Raw genomic sequence first — 15813 nt, 5'->3', positions numbered from 1 at the left:
GGCGTTTTTTCGTTTTTCCTGCTGAATGTTTCCGCACCCGCGGAACAGGGAAAGGATACGTTGACATGGACGCTTTCGTACAGGCATTGGAACTGCAACGGCCCCGGCTCCGCCGGCTGGCCATGGGTTGGACGCGAGACACCGATGAGGCGGAAGACATCGCCCAGGAGACCATCGTGCGCGCTTTTCGCAAGCGTGAGCAATTTCAGCCCGAAACCAACATGAACGCCTGGACCGCCGTTATCGCCCGCAATGTGGCGATCAACCGTTTCCGGCGATTCCACCGCAGCAATGAAACCCTCAGTTTGGACGGCCTCTGCGAGACCGAAAGCGGCGTGGCGATGGTGCCGGACCATCACGAAGACCGCCAGCCCGAAGCGATGTTCTGGAAGCGCCATCGCGACGAGCGCATCCAGAAAGCAATCGAACGCCTCTCGCCGGAGCACCGCGCCGTCCTCCAGCGCGCAGCGATCGAGGACCGGCCGTACGAGGACATCGCGGCCGAGCTGAAAATCCCGATCGGCACCGTCCGCAGCCGCCTTTTCCGCGCCCGAGAGAACCTTCGCAACCAGTTGGCCGTCGTACAGTAGAGGCGGATGACAGAACATCGAAGGAACTGAATACCCACAACCCGGAACGGAAGACCACAACCCGGAATGGAAGACCATAACCCGGAACTGAACACGATTACCGAAAACGGGATAGCCCCCAACACGTAACTGAATAGGCAGAATGAATGCCCGGAGCAAGGTTGCCCCGGGCATTCGCTCGTTCCAAATTCCCCTTACAGGTTCGGATCGAGGCCGGCGGCCTTGCGGGCGATCGCCACGGCATCGTTCATGTCAACACGGCCGGCCGATGAACCACTTTGCACCACGTCCAGGGTCTTCATCGCATCCTGGCTGACCCCGGTGATACCCGCAGCGATTCGGAGAGATGCGAGCGCATCCTGCGTGGTGAACACCCTGTATACGCCATACTCCCACGTATCCGAAAGGCGGCCGGCGACACCCTGCCCTCCGTAGAGAACGGTCTTGCCTCGGGCGCTGTCATACGCCATCGCAGCGGAGTAACGCGCCGGAGGCCCGGCGGTGGTTGTCGGTTTCCACGTGCTTCCGTCCCACTCCAACGTGTCAGAGAGACGACCGGCAGCCCCCCAACCACCGAAGACGATGGTTTTCCCCCGGATGCTGTCGTACGCCAATGATGCCATCGAGCGTGCAGGCGCACCGGATGTAGCGGCCAGCCTCCATGAACTCCCGTCCCATTCCCACGTGTCGCCATAATATCTGTCATCCCAGCCTCCGAAGAGGACGGTCTTGCCCCGTGAACTGTCGTATGCCAGGGATGCCGAATCGCGGGGCCACGGTGCGAGCGCGTCGACAGCAACCTGACGCCAGATCGTGCCATCCCATTCCCAGGTATCGTTCAGGCGACTGCTGCTCCCAAAGCCTCCGAACAGGACCATTCTGCCTCGCGCACTGTCATAGGCCATGCACGCCACGTCGCGTGCCGGAGGCCCGGACACTTCCCTCTGTTTCCACGCGCTTCCGTCCCATTCCCACGTATCGCCCAGACGGCCGCTGTTACCATACCCGCCAAAAAGGACGGTCTTCCCCCGGATGTTGTCGTACGCCATCGCTGCGGCGTACCGGCCAGGAGGGCCGGTTATGGCGACTGGTTTCCATGTATTGCCGTTCCACTCCCACGTATCGTACAGATTCACACTGTCCGGATCCAATCCGCCAAAGAGCACGGTTTTTCCCCGAGCGCTATCAAATGCCATCGCGGAATATGACCGGGCGGAAGGGCCGGCATCGGCCACCAGGCTCCACGCACTCCCGTCCCACTCCCATGTGTCAGCGAGACACCCACCATTTGACCCTCCGAAGAGAAGGATCTTCCCCCGGACTGTGTCTCCGGCCATCGAGGCGCAGAGGCGGGCGGGGGGACCGGTAGTGGCAACCCGCGTCCATGCGCTCCCGTTCCACGCCCAGGTGTCGCCAAGATAACTGCCATTGGACCCTCCGAAGAGAATCATGCTGCCATGCGCCTTGTCATAGGCCATAGACGAGGATTCGCGGGAGGTCGGCCCGGTGGTGGCGACCTGCGTCCATGCGCTTCCATCCCATTCCCAGGTATCGGTGAGGCGACCACCGCTATAGCCGCCGTGAAGGACGGTTCTACCTCGGGCACTGTCATATGCCATCGGGGCGCTTGAGCGGGCAGGAGGCCGATTGGCGGCAATCTTCGCCCAGGAAATCCCGTCCCATTCCCAGGTGTCCGCAAGATAGCCGCCCGCATAGCCTCCGAAGAGCACCGTCCGGCCGCGCGCACTATCATACGCCATCGAAGCAGCGTGCAATGCCACCGGTCCGGTGCTGGCAACCTGCTTCCAGGCGCTTCCGTCCCACTCCCACGTGTCAGCGAGACCACCGGCGCCGCCTGAGCCGCCAAAGAGCACCACCCGATCGCGAGCGATGTCGTAGGCCATTGACGCATCGTTGCGGGCGGGAGGACCGGTGGTGGCCACCTGCGTCCAGGTGCGCCCATCCCAGGCCCACGTATCGGATAGCGCGACACTTCCATTCAGGCCTCCGAAGAGGATTGCCTTTCCACGGAGGCTATCAAACGCCATGGAAGCGAGGAGACGCGGAGGCGGCTGCACCTGGCGCCACTGGGGCTGTTCCTCCGCGACGGCTCGAAAGGCGGAAGAGATACCGAGAAGAGCGAGGAGTACTTGCAGCCACGCCTGCGAATTGCTCCATCCCGCGGCGATCGCCTCGCGGAAAGAGCAGGTGGGGGCCGAGCGCCTCGAGAGGCTCCCACGGTGGACTGAACTCATCATCACACCCACCCCTTCGCCAGCCGACGCTGAGAACGCGACCGGCAAGTATGATACGGCGGAGCGCGGGGAGCGCGGTCCGCGACGCCATTGGCCCAGATTTGGCGCAGCGTACAGCGAACACGAGGGAGGAGAGAAAATCCAGCGTGGTGTTCCACTGTTCGACTGCCCATTTTAGACGGCGAGTTACATATCTGTCCATCAGTCGAGCGGCTATGCGAGAGCGTGCCGGTGGAACACGAGGCGAGCGTTGAGGGTTGATGTTCGCGGACGCGAGCCACAGGATGTCGGAATGCCCGAAGCAAAGGTGCTCCGGGCATTCCGCGCTAACCACCTGTCAGATCCCGGGCCTGCGACGAGGTGCCCGCCCGGGGCAGGCCGGTCATCAGGGCACTACCCCACCTTGCTCCGCCGGGTCTGCCATCCCTTTTTGGCGGCGGCGCTCCGATCCGCGGTTGGGCGCGTTGACGAAGTCATTGAGCCCCCTGTGCGCGCGGTAACACCGGCCCCCGAACGCGCGCGACCCGAACCGGAGAGCTTGCCGCCGCCCGTTTCCTTGTTTACCGTGGCCCAGGCCCGGCGCTCCGCCTCATCATCCGATACGCCACGTTCCTTGTAGCTATCCTCGATGTGTTCCGCCATCCGCTTCTGTTTGCCAGTGTAGGCGGACTTGTCACCCCTTGGCATCAAACACCTCCCTCAATCAAGACGCGTCGGCGCCGACCTCGAACAGGAACCAGATGCGGCGTTCCGTCTGGTCCAGGACTTCCTGCAGGAGATTGCTGGTAGGCGTATCCCGCTTCTCCTCGGTGAGTTCGATGGCCCCACGAATCGCCCTGGCCATCCGGCGGTTGTCCGCCAGAAGGCGGGAGACCATTTCCTCGGCCGGAACGAACGCGTCGTCGTCATCCGGGATCGTCTGCGTACGCGCGATGTCGCCGATGCTGCGCATCGTGGTGCAGCCGATCTTGCGCAGGCGCTCCGCGAGTACGTCGATGGGCTCGAACACCGACTCGGCCTGCTCGTCGAACATCAGGTGCAGGTCGCGAAAACGCGACGAGGCCAGATGCCAGTGGAAGTTCTTGGTCTTCACGTAGAGAGCGAAGGCGTCGGCGATGATCGGGTTAACCGCGGCGGCGATGGCTTCACGCTCATCCGCCGTGAGGTCAGTGGGTGTATCCAATTGGGGCGGGGTGGAGAGAGCCCGCATCTGCATCTTCATCGTACCGTCCGGGTGACGGACGGTTGTTTCCTTGACCTTGTGGGCCGTTGCTCGGGACGCCATATTCGGTACCTCCTGGAATCGTGTAATCAGAACCTTGTGGTCCTGAATACTGGGGTACCCGTGAATGGGTGAGCGAAAACGGACGACTGAAGGCGAGGAAGCGATGAACGCGGAGCGATGAACGATGAATTCCGGACCGCACACTCACAGTTCATCGCTCGTGGCTTCAGTTCCGAGTTCCGAGTTCCAAGTTTCGGGCCGCGGACCTCGGAACTCGGAACGTCACAGCGCTCCGCGGGACTGGAGGCTGCCGCGCAGTTCGCGAAGGCGGTTGTCCAGCGTGCCTTCGTCCAGCATCCGGCGGTAGTGGTCCGGCAGGAAGGATTTGCTGCTGCTGGAGCGGGCGGCGAGGAGCTCCATATATTCGATGGTTTCGGGATCCTCCTCCTCGCTCGGAACGTAGTCATCCATCACCCAGAGCAGGTCTTCGGGGGCGACTGATTCGCGGTCCTGCCCGGCGGATCGTTCATCGGCGAGCTGCGCGATTTTGTTGAGGTCCGCGGGTGAGTAGCCCTTGCCGGCGAGTTTGGCCGCTACGGGCGCCCAATCCGGGATATCCGGCGTGACGGCGTTGTTTTTGAATGCGCGCTGCAGGATCAGCAGCTGCTCGTCCTTGTCCGGAAGGAAGAGTGGCATGCGGAGGTCGAACCGGCCGGCCCGCTTGCTGGCGACATCCACGAGGTCCGAACGGTTGAGCAAAGCGACCGGGATAACCATGCCCTGGAGGTCGGGCCGAGACAGGAACGCGCTGAACATGCCCCACACACGCTGGCGGACACCGGAATCGCCTTCATCGCCCGAGCCGCGATGCCCGAAGCTCTGATCGTACTCGTCCAGAATCAGGAGAAGCGGGCCCATCGCCTCGAGGATGCCAAGCAGGCGTTCCACGTTGGCTTCGGTGCCGCCGACGTATTTGTTGTAGAAAGACTTGAGCACGACGGTAACGAGCCCGCTGGCGTTTCCGAATGCCGTCATGAGGAACGTCTTGCCGGTGCCCGGCGCGCCCTGCATGTAGATGCCCTTGGGAATGCGACGCGTATGCCCCGCCTTGATATCGTCCACGATGCGGCCGAGGATGGCCTTCTGGCGCTCCATGCCGCCGACGGCCTCGAGGCCGGCGCCGCCCTGGATGACTTCCACCAGGTCGCCGACACTCGTCTCCACCAGGCTCTTCTTACGGTGGATGACGGAATCAAACGAAAGGGTCTCCTGCTTGTACCGCGCGGTGCGAAGCAGGTCGTCCACCTGTTCCAGCGTCAGCCCCCCGGTCAAAGACGCGACGCGCTCCTCGGTGAGATCCTTGAGCGCGTTCGGCCACCCGGCGTGGGCCAGAAACGTATTGATGTAGGCTGCGCGGTTGTCCCTGTCGGGAAGCGGCACGAGGATCGTTTCGAGCCGGGCGGACGCGGACAGGAGCTTCGGATGAATGTCCGAGAGGTTTTCGGCGACCAGGATGACCACCGCATCCTTCCGGCTGAGGTGCGGATCGCCAGCCCAGCGCCGAAGCGTCATCAGGCTGCGGGCGATGGTGGCGTTCATCAGGCCCAGGTCGCTGGCCGGAGCGATGGCCTCGGCCTCTTCAATGACAATGGCGATGTGCTCGTGCGTGGTGATGAGGAATTCGAGCAGCGGGAAGGCCTCAGCGGGGTCCGTGTAGTAGTTGAGCGTGGTGGCCACATCGCTGTTGGCCGGGACCATCATATCGGCGCCGGTACGCGTGCCGCGGAACCGGTAGATCTCGCGCTGGAGTTCCGCCTCCATCCCAGGCGTGGGGCAGCGCAGCCCGCCGCTGAAGCTGTAGATGACGACGAGCTTACCGTGGCCGGGGGCCGAACCCGCTCCCAATAACGTGCTGTAGAGGTACGGGACCAGCAGTTCGTACTGGTCCTCGAGGCGGTAATAGTCACGCACGTTGCCGTGCAGGAGGAAGACGCCGGCCACGCCGGCTTCATACCGCTCCTTGAGGGTGAGCGCCCACTCCGGAAGGTTCATAGTTCGGTCCCCTTTCAGGAGCATTGTAGCGCGGCAGCACGTTGGAGTGCGCCATCAACGCAGACAGACGGCGCCGGACGTGTCGAACCGTCTGCCCGGAACTCTGAGTTGCCCGCTTTCGTTAGGCCGCGATGAAAGCACTGATTGCAGAGGAGGCAAACACATGCGGTCAATATGCGTATTGGTTCTGATGGCCACTGTATTCGCGGCCGGCGCAATGGCGGCGACCGTAACGATCGGCGTAACCAACGACTCTTTCGGCGCGAGCAACGCGTCCGTGACAATCAGCGCCGGCGACACGGTGACATGGCAGTGGCACGCTGGATATCACACCGTGACCAGCGGTACCGTCGGCAGTCCTGATGGCAAGTTCGACGGAGCGATGGACAGCTACGACGCGACGTTCACCCTTTCTCCCGGGACAGCCGGATATCCCTTCAATCAGGCAGGCACGTATCCGTATTACTGCCAGTTCCACGGGGCTTGCTGCAACATGCACTCGAGCATCGTGGTGAGGAGCGGCGCCGCCACGCCCTATCGCACGCTTGGAGGCGCCTCACAGAACTCGGTGGCTACCGCACGCAGCGGAGCAAAGACGCTGCTCGCCGCCGCATCCGGAACCAAACTGTACCTGATGAACGCGCTGGACTCACTTCTCGGGGATGCCGCCAACTGGGCCGGCGGCAAGGATCTCGGTGGAACGGTATCCGGGCGGCCATCCTTCGGAAGCGTGGGCGGAGCGCTTGCGCTGGCCGTCGGAACCAACTCCGGCCGCGCCCTCGTCTTCGACGTTGCGTCAGGGGGGATCCTGACGGATTCCACGATGGCCGGCGCCTCCATTCCGACCGCGCCCGCCTTTGTGCACCACACAGGCGGCGATGACGTGTACTGGGGCATCCAAACCGCTACGGGCCCCGCGCTCGTACGGTCGAGAGCGGGCGCGTTTTCCGCGCCCCTCACCCTCGGGGTTTCCACCGTAACCATTCGCTCGTCGCCTGCCATCTTCGACGGAACCCTGGTTGTCGGTACGAGCGCCGATGTGCGCACTTTCCGGGTCGATCCTTCTTCGGGGGCGCTGACGCCGCAGTCCATCCCGGCTTCGGGAGACGCTCTCAACACCTCACCCGTGGTATCCCGGAGCGGTGAGGCACTCGTCGGCGGGTCAAGCGGCAAGGTGTACAAGATCAACCTTGCGACCGGCGCCACCGATGGCGCCGCCGTTAGTCTGCCGGCCGCGGCATCACCATTGTCCGAGCCATTTTACACTGCCGCGACTGACACGGCGGCATTTGGAGGCAAGAACGGGTCCGTGTACTACATTTCGGCGCACGGCATTGGGACACCAGCCTCACTCGCCTCAACCGTATCGTTCGGATCGGGCGCTCTGGTTTCGCCTCTGCTGCTTGGCGCCAATACCTTTGCGGCAGATGCCGTGGGCGACTTCGGCATGGCTGGCGGCAGTTTCGCGCTACAGATGGGATCCGCGGCGGGCGGCGCCGTCGCCGCGACCGGCACGACATCGGGGGTAGACAGAGTCATCGCCAACACCGTCGATGGGAAGCTGTTCGGCCTGCCGGTGCCGTAACGCACCCAGGGGGAAATCCTGAACGACATGAGGCACGAACGGAGTCGATGGACGGCGGGGATCCGTCCATCGACTCCGTTCCGCTCGATCCTCGCACCACTCCGCTCAGGATGCCTCAGCCTGAGACCACAACCGATTCATAGAGGCATGGCTGCGGCTCACTTTCGGGTGAGCACCTGCTTGCGGGCGCCATCCACGACGACGATCGTGCCGTCTGGCGTCACAGAGACGCCGCGCGGCTCTTTCAGGCCTTCGCTCCACGTGTCCACGATGGCGCCGTTCGCGTCGATTGTCAACACGCGCGAGTTGCCGCTGTCCGCAACGACCACGCGACCCTGCCTGTCCAGCGCCATACCCAACGGCTTGTTCAGGCCGGGCGCCCAAGAGGTCACGTACTTCGGTGCGGCGGACTCGATGTCACCTTCCCAAGCGAACACGACAATGCGATTGGCGCCGCTGTCGGAAACGTACAGGCGTTTCGCCGCGGCGTCGAAGAGCGGCTTGATCGGTGACTGGAACTGGCCGTCGCCCTCGCCCTTTTCCCCGATAGTGTACAGGAAACGAGCGTCGGCCTCCGTGGCGTTGCGTTCGACGAACTTCCACACGCTTACTCGGCCGAGTTCCCGATCCGTGATAAAGAAGACTCCGTCTTTCGTCACGTCGATGCCGGCCGGCTTGCGGAAGTCCTGCGGCCCATCACCGGCGTCCGCACGGTGGTCAACGATCATATTCGCTTCCGGGTTCAGGATTCGAAAGCCGGGCTGCGGGCTGTAACCGTCGCCGTCCTTCGCACAATAGATACGGCCTTTGGCATCCAGGGCAAGGTCGTCACTTCCCTCGAAGTGATAGTGAACCGAGCCGATCCGCCCAACGAACGAGCCGTCCGGCTTCTGGAGGACGGTTTGCTCGAAGCCTCGATCGCGAACGAAGCGCGAACCGTTGGCGGAAATCGCGATGCCCCAGGGGTCCACCAGTTTCATCGCGCCGGCCACGTTGCTGAACGCGCTTTCCTTCTGGCCGGCCGTGGTGACGGCGTAGTGGTAGAGCCCGCCACCGGGCAGCGGCTCAGCAAAAGCGATCGCGTTCGTGGCCTTCACGACCGGCGTGTACTCGGCGCGGTCCGGCGCCGCGCGATAGACGTTGAACGGACCCTTGCCTTCCCACGTGAGGCGAACGCCGCTCTCGTCCACTTGGGCCCGCAGATTCCTGGGCGCCGTTGGGGCGCCGGCCGGAGGGATGTGCGTCTGTTTGGTGAAGGTCGCCTTGTCGTGCCGACCCTCCCAGAAGGCCATGTTCAGTTCGGTGATGTCCATCCACGCGTAGTCGGTCTGACCGCGCGCTTCGACCTTGATGAACATCACAGCGTTGCCGCCGACCACGTTGATCTTGCCGAACGGGTTTGGGTGCAGCGTGAAACCATGGTCCGTAGTGTGTTGCGGCGCCGGCCGGTTGGGCAGCACGGCTTCACCGTTGACAGCTGTCTTTACGGAGAACACCGGGTTGCGGAACACTCCGCCGGTCTCATCGCTCGCCTGGTAGAACGTGAGCGCCGTATCCGGCACCGGTTTTCCGGAGTTGTCCAGGACCTTTATGGTTGTCTGTTTCGGAGTGTCGTAATAGTAATCGCCGTAGTACCCGCGTCGGCGCACGCCGTCTCTGTACTGGATCTCGAGGGCGGCGGAGCACTCCGGGGAGAACATGACCGGCCCGTGGCCGTGCATCATGTAGCCTGTCAGGTTGCTTAGGCGTCCCAGCAGCAAGGGGTTGCCGTTTGCGTCCGGCACAAGGTTGACAGACGCCGCGCGATCCAGAGCGTACTCGTCGGTAAGCCCCAACTGATGCCCCCACTCGTGGATGAGGCCCCAGTCCGGCCGCGCCGCCCACATCCGCACGTCCGGGTTGCGCCCGAACGGCCACGAGCCGTCGAAACCGGCCGCCAGTTTGCCGAACGGGCCACCCAGCGGCTCCCATTCCTTCTCCAGATCGTCCAGCACGACGATCCGGTCCGCCCGCACGCGGGTGTGGCCGCCGCCATTCGGCTGGATGGCGGACGGGCTGATGCGGATCAGCTCGTTCATGCGCTGAACGTGCCAGTTGCACCAGTCTTCGAACGAGTAGGAACCGGTGAAGTTCCGAACCTTGTTGAACCCTTCGTAAGTTACCTTGTCCACGGCCCAGATGAAGGTCATCGCGTCCGTCGTGATGGCGAGGCGGTTGTTCGCGGGGAAGCGATCCGCCAGTGTGGTGAGGGGATCGGCCTGAAACTCCAGGGTGTGCTGGCCCTTCTGCCACGTCATGCGAATGGTCTCAGTGGATTCCACGCTCGAAGGCAGGACATCCTTGTGATTTCCCGCCTGAATCACTTTGCCATCGAGCAGCCATTTGTACGGGAAGGCCGGATAGTCGCGCTGCCCCTTGTTGATGAAGTGAGCGGTGTAGGTCACTTCCTCGCCGACCTTGGGCCAGCGCTGCATGGCCGCGTTTTCCGTGGCGCTCATGACCTTGCCTGTCTTCGGGCTGGTAGGCACACCGAGACCGCTCTTACCGGGCGCGTCGTAACTGAGCGTATAGGCCGCGTATCGGGGTGTGCGTTCGATGTAGGTGACGTCCACGTCCGGAGCATCGGTGAAAACATCCGGTTCCGTGACAACAACCGGTTTTTGCGCCCGGACGCCGCCGGTGAGTGTGATCAGCGTGCTGATAACGATGAGAAGTGACTTCACACGGTTCCTCCAAACTGAATGCACGCGCGGCAAAGGGCCGCGCTGAGGTATTGTATGCCGAAGTACGGTTGTCCGTGATGAGGACAGCGATCGGGCGGTAGGACCGTTAAGCACTGCGCGGAACGGGTATGGTTCCATGTCACATTCACCAGATGGCGCCAATGAGCGCTGCTCGTCAGAAAAGGAGGAGAGCGTAATGCAGAAGATCACCCCGTTCCTGTGGTTCAACGGCCAGGCCGAAGAGGCGATGAATTACTACGTCTCCATCTTCGCGAATTCGAAGATAGGGACCATTACGCGTGTTGGAGACGCAGGGCCAGGACCGAAAGGATCGGTCTTGTACGTGACATTCGAGTTGGAGGGACAGGAGTTCTATGCGCTCAATGGTGGGCCGGAGTTCAACTTCTCGCCGGCCATCTCGTTCTTCGTGAGCTGCGAGACGCAGGAGGAAGTGGACGAGTTGTGGGATAAACTCTCCGCCGGAGGGCAGGTAATCGAATGCGGATGGCTTACAGACAAATTCGGGGTAACCTGGCAGATCATCCCCAGGGTGCTGGGCGAACTGCTGAACGATCCCGATCCCGAAAAGTCGCAGCGCGTCATGAAGGCGATGATGGGAATGGTCAAGATTGACATCGAGGGATTGTTGAAGGCGGTATAGCTTCTTTGGCGTAGAAGAGCGGCGGTCCGGATGGGCCGCCGCTCTTCTCTGACAGAATCCGCTACGTCATCAATGGCCGTTGGCCGTCTTGTCGATGCGTACGGCGTCCGGGATGGTTATCTTGACTCCGTCCTTGGAGAGGCGCGAGATGTCCGCAGGTGTTGCCACGATGAAACCGGAGGCAATCTGCAGGGCTCGCTGAACGTCCGCCACGGTGAACGGCGCGACGGTTGCCGGCGCGTTGCCCACCTGCATTTCCCACATGCCGAGGATGTCGCCGATGTGGCCGGACATGGTCAATCGGACGTATCGCGCGGTCTGCGTCGGGAACTTGATGGGCGCCACGAGGCGCCAGTTCGTCGTGGTCAGGTCGGCCCTGTACCCGCCATTGCCGCCAAACGTGGTGTACACCGGGGTGAAGGTTGTGTTGTCGTTGGAGACATCGATGGAGTAGTCCTGGGTGGCGTTGACGACGTGGAACGCCGTTGTGTCGTACTCCCAGTTGAGAATCACCTGGTTGAACGGCTGGGCGGATCCGAGGTCGGCGGTGATGTGGACCGGATTATCCAGGGAGACGGTTGGCGCCGGGGGCGCTTCGGCGATGATATCGGTTTCCCACTTTGTGGTGAAGTCCTTGTCGCCTGCCGCGGCGGGCAGGTTGGTTCCTGCAGTCTGGAGGTCGGTGCGCGCCGGATCCGCGAGGACTGAGACAACCAGGTTTGGAACCTCAGCGGGCAGCATCAGAACGGGGCCGGCCATGCCCGGATACGGCGTGAGGGTGCCGGGGGTGGACAACGGCTGAACGGTGGCGGCGGTAGACGACGGGATGTGCGCCGTTAAGGTGTACGTTCCCGTACCCGGCAGCGTGGCGGTGAAGTTACCAAGAGCGTTTGTCGTCCATACGCCCGGTGGATCCGGGAACTGGCCGACCTTGGCGCCTGCAACCGGGTTGCCGGCACTGTCGACGACCTTGCCGGTAATCGTCACTGGTAGGGATTCGACCTTGATCTCATAGAAATCAAAGTTCGTGTTGAAGCCGTAGTACTTGTCGATGTAGAGCTCAAGGTACCGGCCGAAGACGGGCTTGAGCTGCGGCGCGGTCACCAGGTCCATATAGGCCTGATATCCGGGTGTCTGGGCCCAGCGGGCTCCGATGCTCTGCGGGGAGTCGTAGAGCAATGTGCCGTAGGTGGCCGCTTCAACGTACGTGAACAGGTCGGGGTTGGCAGGCGGCGGTGTGTTGCTGACCCGCCACTGATAATGGTCCGGCCCGTTGTTGTAGCTCTGGAGCGCGATCTGGCTGATCTTGGAGAAGTCGTACGTCTGGCCTAGGTCAACAACCAGGAACTGCGGGAAATTGTATCCGCGCGGGTTGGTGCCGGCAGGCGTTGTGGAATCCGTGGTCCACCTGGTGTTGCCGTCGTCGAAGGCGTTGCCGGGGAGACTTGACGTATTGGCCCTGGAGGAATACGCAAGCACGGGCCGGAACAGCGCGATATCGGTCGTCGGAGCCGGATCGTAGGTCATATCCGTGACGCTGGTTGCGGGTTGCAGCGGGAAGTTGGCGCTGGCTGACACGTGCTGGTTCACATACGCGACGTCCGGGTAGGCCTGCACGACGTAGCTCACGCCGGGATCGGGCAGGAAGGAGAGGCTCCATCGGCCGAGGGCATCCGTATCCACGGACGCGAGCGGCGAAGACATGCCGTTCGCTCCCGCTTCGCGGACCCCAACGGTTACGCCGCTGAGGAGAGTCACGGTCCCGTCTGGCGCCGGCGACGAATGCAGCGAGCCTCGGAAGACCGGGAGTTGAATGCGGTGCACGGAGACATCGTCCCAGAACACGCTGTTGCCGTCCAGCAGGCTGGAGCCGTAGAGGCGCGTCTGCAGGAAATTGCCATTCACCGAAGATGGCACGGTGAAGTTGTAGCTCAGCTGGGTCCAGTCAAAGCTGCCGTCTTTCGAAATCTGGACGCCACTGTTGCCGCCGAGCAGGACGCTGGGGTCGTCTCCGCCAATGTCGGGGCGGAGGCGCAGGATCGCCTGGCCTCCCGCCGTCGCACCGGAATCGACAACCTTCTTCACCCACGCGGTGACGTGGAATGTAGCGCCGGAAGCCTCGGGAATCATCGGCCCCTTGCTCCGGCAGTCACCGAAGGAGGTCGGGTCCGCATTAATGGAAAGGACCGTGCCTTCCGGTTCCCACGAGATAATCGGGGTGCCATTCGTCTGGGGGTAGGAAATGTAGAACGGGCCGCGAAGTTCGACGCAGTGGGTGCCCGTGTGGCCCTGGTTGGTGACGTATCTCCAGCCCGGGTTGTAAACCTCGCCCGCGGGGTTCGGCTCCGGAATGGTCTCGCCGGCCGGAACAGGAGTTACGTAGTCGCGGCGGTACCAGCCCAGCGGCTTATAGGCCGGCGCAGCCGGATCAGGCGTCTCAAAGCCGCCGTTGGTGACCAATTCGGGCGCGACGAGTGCGCCGTTCAGGGTTGCGGTTTGCGCGGCCACGACCGATACGGTCTGAATCAGCTCGGTGTATCCCGGTGAAGCGAAGGACACGTTATACGTCCCCGGGTCCAGGTACAGCGTGTAGAAACCGGCGTTATTCGTCGGGGCCGGCGTAATCGCCGTACCGCCGCCGGACGGCGTGATCGTGACGGTGATTCCCGGGATGGGGGCCGTGGTCGCGGCGTCCGTAACGGTTCCGGCAAGCGTACCCTTGCCGGGCGGCGGTGGCTGCTGGATCTCCGTGTTGTCCGCGCCGGTGGCAACCGAAATGTATTCCGCGAAGCCATTCGGCACGACGTAGACGTAGTTGACCTGGGGAACGCTGATGACCGTTCCCCCGCCACCGGATCCGGTAACACCCACTTTGCCGCTGCTTAACTGCGGTAGCGCGGCAGCCGGGATTGTTTCGTACTGGAAGCCGGCCGGCTCAATGCCGCCGCTCAAGTAGGATTTCGCCTGGACGTCGATGTTGGAGGTGGCGGCGGACCCGACAACGCGGAGAATCACGTTGGCGAAGTTGGTGGTGGGCACCGCGCCGTCTGCGTGGGCGCTGATTACGGTGTAGTCGGGCGGCGTATTGGCGGGCGACGAGCGAACGATGATACCCTGCTCCAGCGTCGTGGTGCCGACTCCGTCCAGATTCGCGAAATCATTCAGCACGAATCCGTAGCCCTGGTTGTTGGCGTTGGCACGGGCCATTATGCCCACGCCGCCCGAGCCCGTAGGCTCAAGCCGGGTGTAGATGGTCTGGTCCGTGAAATCCGGGCCCGCGGCGGCGATTGCGAGCGGCATCCCCGTTGAGGTAAGCGGGGCGACCTTCATGACCGAACCCCCGCCCGTGATGGTTGCGCGGGAGATGGTTCCCGTGTCCGGGTTGCCGGACGCTGCGACCCATCCGCCCTGCGCCGACGACGACGGGAGGGTTTTGAAGGAGTAGTATGTCAGGTTGGCTGCATCGGGCGGGGTTCGTATGCCCGTGTCTGTGGAGTTGCCGTAATAGACGTAGTAGGTCGAATCGGTGACAACGTTGCGCGGGTTCGGCGTGAAGAGGATCGGCGCGTGGTTACTGAGGTCGTACGGCACCGGCAGGTGGATCAGCAGGTCGTCTTTAACGTTGCCTGTAGCGATCCCGAGGTCGCAGCCAAACGGCGGCTCCTGGTTGGCGATCGGCGTAACCACCGACCCGTAGTTGAGCCGCACCCGGCCGTCCGAGAAGAGGGTCACCGAAGTGTTTATCCTCGGGGCCCGAACCGTGGTATCCGTGAATGTGTCCGCTTTCCATCGAACCGTTACCTGGCCTGCGACGGACGTGTCATAGAACACATCTGCGCCGGTGACATAGGAACTGGTGTCGAGGTCGTACCCGAGCGGCGTTATGAACTTGCGAGTTTCAAGAACGTTCTTCAGCGAAAGGTCGCCATAATGGGTGTCTGTGAGCCCGGACTCGAAGGCGATCCATCCGTTGGTGGACACCGTCAATTTGGTGTAATTCGCACCGAGGAAGGGGAACGAGAACGGGATCGTGAGAACCCGGACCTCTTCGTCCGCGTTCAACCCCTGCGGCGTGCCCGTCTCCTGGAATGTGGAGCTGTCCGTTCCCTTGGCGAAGGGGCGAGGTGTGCCGGCCGCGATGGGCGCCTTGGCGGAGAAGAGGATCTTGGCGGAGGTAGCGCCAAGGTCAACCATCGCCTGCTTGACATCCGTATGGGTCGCTGTAATGTCGTTGTCCGGCTGCCAGAAGATCTTGATATCTTTGGTGCTCATCTTGCCGTCGAACGGCCCGTAGCCGGGAATGTAGGAGTAGGCGAGCACGTCACCGGTGTTGATGGCCGCGCCAGCGGTATTGCTGATGGTCAACGGCCTCCGGTAGCGGTAGTTGCTATCCGCCCATGGCGGAGTCTGCGCATACGCCGCATAATATCCGGCGATGCCGAGGAGAAACGCAGTTGCGATCCACCTCGATCCTTTCGAAACGGTCATGTCCGTGTCTCCTCAATTCAATCATGGCGGCCTGTGTACAGGCCAACGTCGTCAGGGTCATAGCCGCCACCCGTTCGCGGTGGCGCGGGCTCAGACCGGACCGTTTTCCCCGCTAGCAAGCGTTTGCCACCCGATGGAGTGGCAGCGCCCGGGAAATCGAACCGGCCAATTTATGCCAATCGACCCATGTTCCGTTCCAGACAAATGTACGAATGCACGCTTGACGTCCATTGC

General features: G+C 62.7%; 9 protein-coding genes. 3 read left to right on the top strand and 6 right to left on the bottom strand.

Annotated features, from left to right (window positions below; genetic code table 11):
• Positions 1 to 65: 65 nt before the first annotated feature.
• Entirely contained in the window at positions 66 to 590 is a 525-nt protein-coding gene (locus VGM51_01310) for a sigma-70 family RNA polymerase sigma factor (protein ID HEY3411674.1), read from the top strand.
• Between the two features lie 194 nt (positions 591 to 784).
• On the opposite strand, the gene VGM51_01305 is transcribed toward VGM51_01310, so the two are convergent.
• From VGM51_01305 to VGM51_01290, 4 genes are all read right to left on the bottom strand, one after another.
• On the bottom strand, positions 785 to 2848 hold the full coding sequence (locus VGM51_01305) for a kelch repeat-containing protein (GenBank protein HEY3411673.1): 2064 nt from the start codon (positions 2846 to 2848) through the stop codon (positions 785 to 787).
• 390 nt (positions 2849 to 3238) lie between these two features.
• The gene (locus VGM51_01300; GenBank protein HEY3411672.1) at positions 3239 to 3532 is read right to left on the bottom strand and encodes a plasmid stabilization protein; all 294 of its coding nucleotides are present in this window, start codon (positions 3530 to 3532) and stop codon (positions 3239 to 3241) included.
• Between the two features lie 16 nt (positions 3533 to 3548).
• Positions 3549 to 4130, bottom strand: a complete 582-nt coding sequence (locus tag VGM51_01295) for a DNA starvation/stationary phase protection protein (protein ID HEY3411671.1) — start codon at positions 4128 to 4130, stop codon at positions 3549 to 3551.
• A 222-nt stretch (positions 4131 to 4352) separates the two neighbouring features.
• On the bottom strand, positions 4353 to 6122 hold the full coding sequence (locus VGM51_01290; GenBank protein HEY3411670.1) for an ATP-binding protein: 1770 nt from the start codon (positions 6120 to 6122) through the stop codon (positions 4353 to 4355).
• Positions 6123 to 6285: 163 nt separating this feature from the next.
• Here VGM51_01290 and VGM51_01285 point away from each other — a divergent pair, with 163 nt between their 5' ends.
• On the top strand, positions 6286 to 7707 hold the full coding sequence (locus VGM51_01285) for a plastocyanin/azurin family copper-binding protein (protein ID HEY3411669.1): 1422 nt from the start codon (positions 6286 to 6288) through the stop codon (positions 7705 to 7707).
• Positions 7708 to 7865: 158 nt separating this feature from the next.
• Here VGM51_01285 and VGM51_01280 read toward each other — a convergent pair whose 3' ends face one another.
• Positions 7866 to 10430 (bottom strand): SMP-30/gluconolactonase/LRE family protein, encoded by a 2565-nt coding sequence (locus tag VGM51_01280; GenBank protein ID HEY3411668.1) that lies wholly within the window; start codon positions 10428 to 10430, stop codon positions 7866 to 7868.
• Between the two features lie 196 nt (positions 10431 to 10626).
• On the opposite strand from VGM51_01280, the gene VGM51_01275 reads away from it, so the two are divergent.
• Positions 10627 to 11091: a VOC family protein gene (locus tag VGM51_01275; GenBank protein ID HEY3411667.1), complete on the top strand. Its 465-nt coding sequence runs from the start codon at positions 10627 to 10629 to the stop codon at positions 11089 to 11091.
• Between the two features lie 69 nt (positions 11092 to 11160).
• Here VGM51_01275 and VGM51_01270 read toward each other — a convergent pair whose 3' ends face one another.
• Entirely contained in the window at positions 11161 to 15579 is a 4419-nt protein-coding gene (locus VGM51_01270) for a carboxypeptidase regulatory-like domain-containing protein (GenBank protein HEY3411666.1), read from the bottom strand.
• Positions 15580 to 15813: the final 234 nt, after the last annotated feature.

Source organism: Armatimonadota bacterium (genome assembly GCA_036504095.1).
Classification (GTDB): Bacteria; Armatimonadota; DTGP01; order JAKQQT01; family JAKQQT01; genus DASXUL01.
This window is presented reverse-complemented; position numbering and strand designations above follow the sequence as displayed.

What these genes read in the sequence shown, in the direction of transcription:
- VGM51_01310 (HEY3411674.1), top strand. Translation starts at nt 66, where the DNA reads ATGGACGCTTTCGTACAGGCATTGGAACTGCAACGGCCCCGGCTCCGC.
- VGM51_01305 (HEY3411673.1), bottom strand. Translation starts at nt 2,848, where the DNA reads ATGATGAGTTCAGTCCACCGTGGGAGCCTCTCGAGGCGCTCGGCCCCC.
- VGM51_01300 (HEY3411672.1), bottom strand. Translation starts at nt 3,532, where the DNA reads ATGCCAAGGGGTGACAAGTCCGCCTACACTGGCAAACAGAAGCGGATG.
- VGM51_01295 (HEY3411671.1), bottom strand. Translation starts at nt 4,130, where the DNA reads ATGGCGTCCCGAGCAACGGCCCACAAGGTCAAGGAAACAACCGTCCGT.
- VGM51_01290 (HEY3411670.1), bottom strand. Translation starts at nt 6,122, where the DNA reads ATGAACCTTCCGGAGTGGGCGCTCACCCTCAAGGAGCGGTATGAAGCC.
- VGM51_01285 (HEY3411669.1), top strand. Translation starts at nt 6,286, where the DNA reads ATGCGGTCAATATGCGTATTGGTTCTGATGGCCACTGTATTCGCGGCC.
- VGM51_01275 (HEY3411667.1), top strand. Translation starts at nt 10,627, where the DNA reads ATGCAGAAGATCACCCCGTTCCTGTGGTTCAACGGCCAGGCCGAAGAG.
- VGM51_01270 (HEY3411666.1), bottom strand. Translation starts at nt 15,579, where the DNA reads ATGACCGTTTCGAAAGGATCGAGGTGGATCGCAACTGCGTTTCTCCTC.